7 protein-coding genes are annotated in these 6,474 nt (G+C 67.9%); all 7 read right to left on the bottom strand.

Features of this window, described 5'->3' with window-relative positions; translation table 11 throughout:
• Positions 1 to 63 precede the first annotated feature (63 nt).
• On the bottom strand, positions 64 to 786 hold the full coding sequence (locus I53_RS07555) for an amino acid ABC transporter permease (protein ID WP_043348617.1): 723 nt from the start codon (positions 784 to 786) through the stop codon (positions 64 to 66).
• Positions 787 to 875: 89 nt separating this feature from the next.
• On the bottom strand, positions 876 to 1,799 hold the full coding sequence (locus I53_RS07550; RefSeq protein WP_043348614.1) for an amino acid ABC transporter substrate-binding protein: 924 nt from the start codon (positions 1,797 to 1,799) through the stop codon (positions 876 to 878).
• Positions 1,800 to 2,190: 391 nt separating this feature from the next.
• The gene (locus I53_RS07545) at positions 2,191 to 3,312 is read right to left on the bottom strand and encodes a branched-chain amino acid ABC transporter substrate-binding protein (protein WP_043348612.1); all 1,122 of its coding nucleotides are present in this window, start codon (positions 3,310 to 3,312) and stop codon (positions 2,191 to 2,193) included.
• 49 nt (positions 3,313 to 3,361) lie between these two features.
• On the bottom strand, positions 3,362 to 3,730 hold the full coding sequence (locus I53_RS07540; protein WP_043348619.1) for a DUF6867 family protein: 369 nt from the start codon (positions 3,728 to 3,730) through the stop codon (positions 3,362 to 3,364).
• Between the two features lie 5 nt (positions 3,731 to 3,735).
• Positions 3,736 to 4,533 (bottom strand): ABC transporter ATP-binding protein, encoded by a 798-nt coding sequence (locus I53_RS07535; RefSeq protein ID WP_043348611.1) that lies wholly within the window; start codon positions 4,531 to 4,533, stop codon positions 3,736 to 3,738.
• Positions 4,530 to 5,420 carry an ABC transporter ATP-binding protein gene (locus I53_RS07530; RefSeq protein WP_043348605.1) on the bottom strand — a complete coding sequence of 297 codons (891 nt, stop codon included), beginning with the start codon at positions 5,418 to 5,420 and terminating at the stop codon, positions 4,530 to 4,532. Before I53_RS07530 ends, I53_RS07535 begins: the two co-directional genes overlap by 4 nt.
• The coding region (livM, locus tag I53_RS07525) for a high-affinity branched-chain amino acid ABC transporter permease LivM (RefSeq protein WP_043348602.1) at positions 5,420 to 6,474 on the bottom strand (1,055 nt) is incomplete at its 5' end. The genes I53_RS07530 and livM, both read right to left, overlap by 1 nt.

Below are 6,474 nucleotides of genomic sequence, written 5' to 3'. Positions count from 1 at the left end.
AGAGCATCGGGGCCTGTTACCGGTGGCCGTCGGGCGGGGTGGCGGAACGGAAGCGGGCGGCCCTCAGCGCTGGCCGGGGATGGCGACCGCCTTCTCCAGGAAGGTCGCCGCCGTGACGACCACGAGGTTGATGATCACGTAGAGGATCGTCGCCGCCGTGAACGCCTCGAACACCTGGAACGAGAATTCCTGCATCGAGCGGGCCCGGGCGGTCAGTTCCAGCAGGCCGATGGTCAGCGCCACCGACGTGTTCTTGAGATTGTTGAGGAATTCCGAGGTCATCGGCGGCAGGATGATCCGGTAGGCGTTGGGCAGCAGCACGTAGCGGTAGGTCTGATAGGTCGTGAAGCCCATGGCGGTGCCGGCCATGCGCTGGCCCCGCGGCAGCGCCTGGATGCCGGCGCGGACCTGCTCGGCGACGCGCGAAGCGGTGAAGAAGCCGAGGCACACCACCGCCGTGTAGAACGGCGCGTCGGGCAATTGCTTGATCGCGTCGCCGATCCGGGTCGGGACCACTTCGGGCAGCACGAAGTACCAGAGGAACATCTGCACCAGCAGCGGCACGTTGCGGAACAATTCCACGTAGGCGGTACCGACGGTGTTCGCGGTCTTCGACGGCAGGGTCCGCAGCACGCCGATCAGGGAGCCCAGGAAGAAGGCGATCACCCAGGAGCAGAGCGCGGTCGTGATCGTCCACATGAGCCCCGAGAGCAGCATGTCGAGATACGTGCCGGTGCCCTCCGGCGAGGCGTCGAAGAAGATCCGCCAGTTCCAGTTGTAGTTCATCGCGCCGCTTCTACTGTGAACTTACAGAGACGCACCGCGGGCGGGAGCCCGCGGTGCGCATCATGGCATGAAAGCGAACCGAACGGATCTCAGTAGGCCGCCGGGTCGGGGCTCGAGATCGGGGTCGTGAACTGCTTCTTCATCTCCGCGCTCATCGGCAGGTTGAGGTTGATGTTGCGCGGCGGGATCGGCTTCGTGAACCACTTGTCGTAGAGCGCCTTGCCCTCGGGGCTCGTGTAGAGCTTGGCGGTGGAGTCGTCCGCGACCTTCTTGAACTCCGTGTCGTCCTTGCGGAGCATGATGCCGTAGGGCTCAGGCTTCGACAGGGCTTCGGTGGAGATCTCGTAGGCGGACGGGTCCTTCGAGGAGGCGGCGAGCGAGGCGAGCAGCACGTCGTCCATCACGAAGGCGGCGGCGCGGCCGGTCTCGACCATCAGGAACGCCTCGGCGTGGTCCTTGGCCGGCAGGATCGTCAGGCCGAGCTTGCGCTCCGTATTGGCCTCGTTGATCTGCTTGATGTTCGTGGTGCCCGAGGTCGACACGACGGTCTTGCCCTTCAGGTCCTCGATCGTGTGCAGGTTGGCCGACTTCTTCGAGACGTAGCGGGTCGCGGTCAGGAAGTGCGAGTTGGTGAACCACACCTGCTTCTCGCGCTCGGCGTTGTTGGTCGTCGAGCCGCACTCGAGATCGATCGTGCCGTTCGCCATCAGCGGGATGCGGGTGGCGGAGGTCACCGGGTTGAGCTTCACCTCGAGGTTCGGGAGGTTGAGCTTGGCCTTCACGGCGTCGGCGATCTTGTAGCAGATGTCCATGGCGTAGCCGACCGGCTTCTGGTCGCCGCCGAGATAGGAGAACGGGACGGAGGCATCGCGATAGCCGATGACGATGGCGTTGGCGTCCTTCACCTTCTTGAGGGTGCCGGTCAGCTCCTCCGCCCGCAGGCTCATCGGAGCAAGGGCGAGGGTCAGGCCCAGCGCCGCGGCAAGGCCGCGGCGAGCGATATCAGACTGCATCGGTACGGAACTCCTGGATCGGGCCGAATCGTGTCGGCCGGCGGCGGGGTACGCGGGCCCGCCCGCTCGGGCGACGCCTTTGCAATGATGGTGCCGGGAGAAGGGCTGTCGTGCCGCGCAGGCCTGCGGCTGAGTACGGACACGTCGCGGCCAAGCTGCTGCGCACGTCTGCAGACGCGGTCCCTGCCGTCCCCATGGCCTCCTCCCAAGCGCTGAGCCGGCCTCACGCTCGCGCCGGCGGCATCATGCACACTTCTTAGGCGTACGCACGCGGTGCGGAGGACGGATCCGCCCGGAAAGCTGACGAATCCACGGTATAGAAAACGACGACGCCGCCCCCCGCGGTATCGGGAGACGGCGTCGGACTGGAAACCCGGTTCGTGGCCGCGGCTTACTTCGTCAGCTCATTGCCGCTGTAGTCGATCTTGCCGTCCGGCCCCTTCTTCCATTCGTACATGACGTAGTCGGGCCGGGTGATGTCGCCCTTCTTGTCGTAGGCGATCGGCCCGACCACCGTGTCCACCGGCTTGCCCTGGTGCAGCCAGTCGGCCAGCTTCTTGCCGTCGCTGGAGCCGGTCTCGGCCATCGCCTTGGCCAGGACCTGCACGGCCGCGTACGAGTAGAGCGTGTAGCCCTCCGGATCGATGTTCTTCGCCTTGAACGCGGCCAGCGCCGCCTTGGCGTTCGGGTTCTTGCGGGCGTCCGGCGGGAAGGTGGTCAGCGTGCCCTCGGCGGCGGGACCGGCGATCGCCACGAGCTCGCGATCGACCATGCCGTCGCCGCCCATCATCGGCGCCTTCAGGCCCTGATCGCGCATCTGGCGCAGGATCAGGCCGGCCTCGGTGTAGTAGCCGCCGAAATAGACCACGTCGACATTGGCCGACTTCAGCTTGGAGACGAGCGCAGAGTAGTCCTTCTCACCCGGGTTGATGCCCTCGTACATGACCTCCTTGCCGCCCTTGGCCTTGAGCGCCTTCAGGGTCTCGTCGGCCAGCCCCTTGCCGTAGGGCGTCTTGTCGTGGACGAAGGCGATCTTCTTGCCCTTGAACTTCTCGGCCAGGTAATTGCCCGCCACCGCGCCCTGCTGATCGTCGCGGCCGCAGGTGCGGAACGTGTTCCACATGCCGCGCTCGGTGAACTTCACGTTCGTGGAGGCCGGCGTGACCTGGATGATGCCGGCGTCGAGGTAGACGTCGGAGGCCGGGATCGACACGCCGGAATTGTAGTCGCCGACGACCATCTTCACGCCTTCACTGGCGAACTTGTTGGCCACCGAGACGCCCTGCTTCGGGTCGGAGGCGTCGTCGCCCACCGTGACGGTGAGCGTCGTGCCCTTGAGGGTACCGGCCTTGTTCAGGTCCTCGACCGCCTGGCTCGCGCCGTTCTTGAGCTGCGCGCCGATGGCGGCGCTGTTGCCGGTGATCGGCGCGGCGACGCCGAGCTTGACCTCGGCGGCCTGGGCGGCCGCCACCATCGCGCCGAGGGCGAGCCCGGCCAGCAGAATCGATCTCATCGCGTACTACCCCTAAGTGTCAGGACCGCACGTGCGGATCCGGCCGCACTCATCGGACCTCGTCCGCTTCGGGCGCCCGTGCGCGCCATGTCAGCGGTGAGGTCTTCTCGTAGAGCCAGCGGTACTGGCTCGTCATCTGGCGCGTCCGCGTGTAGCGGAAGCCCGCCGCGCCGATGATCATGACGACGACCGCGTCGACCGCATAGTAGTGCAGCGAGAGCAGCGTGCCCGAAAACAGGGCGTAGTGGATGAAGCGCACGGCAGCCGCCACGAGGAGCAGCGCCAGGGCGCAGTGCCAGAACGGCCGCCAACCCCGGGCGATGCCGCGGGCCGCCATCCAGCCGGCCCAGCCGCCCATCACCACGGTGACGAGCAGGAACAGCCAGGCCGACGGCTCCTCGTAGAGGATTCCCTGCAGCGCGCTCATGCCCCGACCGGGCCGGCATGGCCCCCTTCCAGATAGGCGGCCTTGACGTTCGGGTCGTCGAGCAGCGCGCGGCCGGTGCCGCTCATGGTGACCCGACCGTTGACCAGCACGTAGCCGCGATGGGCGAGCTTGAGGGCGTGGTAGGCATTCTGCTCGACGAGGAAGATCGTCATGCCCTCGGTCCGGTTGAGTTCCCGGATCGCGTCGAAGATGCCCTTCACCACCAGCGGCGCGAGGCCCAGCGACGGCTCGTCGAGGAGCAGCAGGCGCGGGCGGCTCATCAGCGCCCGGGCGATGGCCAGCATCTGCTGCTCGCCGCCCGACATGGTGCCGGCACGCTGGTTCAGGCGCTCCTTGACCCGCGGGAACAGGGTGCAGACCTTCTCCAGATCCTCGGCGAAGAAGCGCCCGTCATGGAGGGCGGCGCCCATCTGGAGATTCTCGTAGACCGTCATGCGCGGGAAGACCCGGCGGCCCTCCGGCGACTGGGCGATGCCGAGCCGGGCGATGGCGTGCGTCGGCATCCGGGTGATGTCGCGCCCGTCATAGGTGATCGTCCCCGAGCGCGCCTGGGGGCTGCCGAAGATCGTCATCATCAGGGTCGACTTGCCGGCGCCGTTGGCGCCGATCAGCGTGACGATCTCGCCCTCGGCGACGTCGAGATCGACGCCGCGCAGGGCGGCGACGCTGCCGTAATAGGTCGAGACGTCGCGCACCGCGAGGAGCGGCGGCTTGCGGCCCGCCTGGATCGCCCGCGTCTCCTCGACCAGGACGTTGATGCCGGCGACGCTCATGCCGAGGCTCCCGTATGGGTCTCGTCCGCGTGCGGCACGGTGATCCCGACCTCGGCCTCCACGGCCTCCACCTCTTCGTCCTCCACACCCAGATAGGCGGCGATCACCTTCGGGTCGGCCCGCACCTCGGCGGGAGAGCCATCGGCGATCTTCACGCCGTAATCCAGCACGACCACGTGGTCGGAGATCTCCATCACCACCGACATGTCGTGCTCGATCAGCAGCACCGAGGTGTCGTGCACGTCCCGGATGTGGCGCAGGAGGCCGTTCAGCTCGGCCGATTCCCGGGGGTTGAGGCCGGCGGCCGGCTCGTCGAGGCAGAGCAGGACCGGGTCCGTACACATCGCCCGGGCGATCTCCAGGCGCCGCTGCGCGCCATAAGGCAGGGCGCCCGCCGGATCGTCGGCCCGCGCCATCAGGTCGATGCGCGTCAGCCACGCCTTGGCGCGCTCGATCGCGGCCTCCTGCGCGTCCCGGTAGGTCTTGAGGCCGAGCAAGCCCAGGATGGTGTAGCCCGAGGCGCGCATCAGCGGGGCGTGCTGGGCGACCAGAAGGTTCTCCAGCACCGTCATGCCCTGGAACAGGCGGATGTTCTGGAAGGTGCGGGCCACCCGGGCGGTGCGGTTGACCTTGTGGTTGGGCAGCCGCTCCAGCAGGTGCGCGGTGCCGTCGGCATGCGCCAGCGTCAGCATGCCCTCGGTGGGCTTGTAGAAGCCGGTGATGCAGTTGAACACCGTTGTCTTGCCGGCTCCGTTCGGGCCGATCAAGGCGGTGATGTCGCCGCGCCGCGCCGCGAAGGACAGGTCGGAGACGGCGGTCAGCCCGCCGAACCGCATGGTCAGGTGCTCGACCGTGAGCACCGGGGGGGCGAGGGGTGAGGCCGCCATCAGCCGTGCCCCTCGCTCACATGGGCGCCCGAGACCGCGCGGCGCTCGCCGAGCGACACCGACGGCATGCGCTCCGAGATCAGGCCGCGCGGGCGCCAGACCATCATGGCCACCATGGCCAGCCCGAACAGGAGCAGGCGGTACTCGCTGGGATCGAACCCCTCGCCGAACACGGCCTTCAGGAAGCCGAGGTTGCGCAGCATCTCCGGCCCGCCGACCATCGCCACCGCGGCGATCGCGACGCCGACCTGACTGCCCATGCCGCCCAGCACCACGATCGCCAGGATGATGGCGCTCTCGAGGAAGTTGAAGCTCTCCGGGCTGATGAAGCCCTGGCGCACGGCGAAGAACGAGCCGGCGACGCCCCCGAAGGCCGCCCCCAGCGCGAAGGCCGTGAGCTTCGTGGCGGTGGTGTCGATGCCGAGGGAGCGGCAGGCGATCTCGTCCTCGCGCAGCGCCTCCCAGGCCCTCCCGATCGGCAGGCGGCGCAGGCGCAGGGTGACGAAGTTCGTGATCAGGGCGAGGCCGAGGATCAGGTAGTACAGGAAGACCAGCCGGTGCATTGAATCGTACGGGATGCCGAAGGTCGCCGCGAATCCGTCGTCGCCCGCCGTGAACGGGATCCCGAAGAAGGTCGCCCGCGGGATCGACGAGATGCCCGCCCCGCCGCCGGTCACGTCGGTCCAGTTGATCAGGACGAGGCGGATGATCTCGCCGAAGGCCAGGGTGACGATGGCCAGATAGTCGCCGCGCAGGCGCAGCACGGGAAAGCCGAGGATCATCCCCCACAGGCCGGCGAACAGGCCCGCCAGCGGCAGGCAGACCCAGAACGACAGGCCGAAGGTGGTCGAGAGCAGGGCGTAGGAATAGGCGCCGACCGCGTAGAAGGCGACGTAGCCGAGATCGAGGAGACCGGCGAGGCCGACCACGATGTTCAGGCCCCAGCCGAGCATCACGTAGGTGAGGATCAGGATGCCGAGGTCGATCCAGTAGCGCGCCGAGGACAGGCCGCCGGTGGCCGCCGCCGCGATCATCGGCAGCGTCAGGGCGATGC

Source organism: Methylobacterium sp. B1, assembly GCF_000333255.1.
Lineage (GTDB): Bacteria > Pseudomonadota > Alphaproteobacteria > Rhizobiales > Beijerinckiaceae > Methylobacterium > Methylobacterium fujisawaense.
This window is presented reverse-complemented; position numbering and strand designations above follow the sequence as displayed.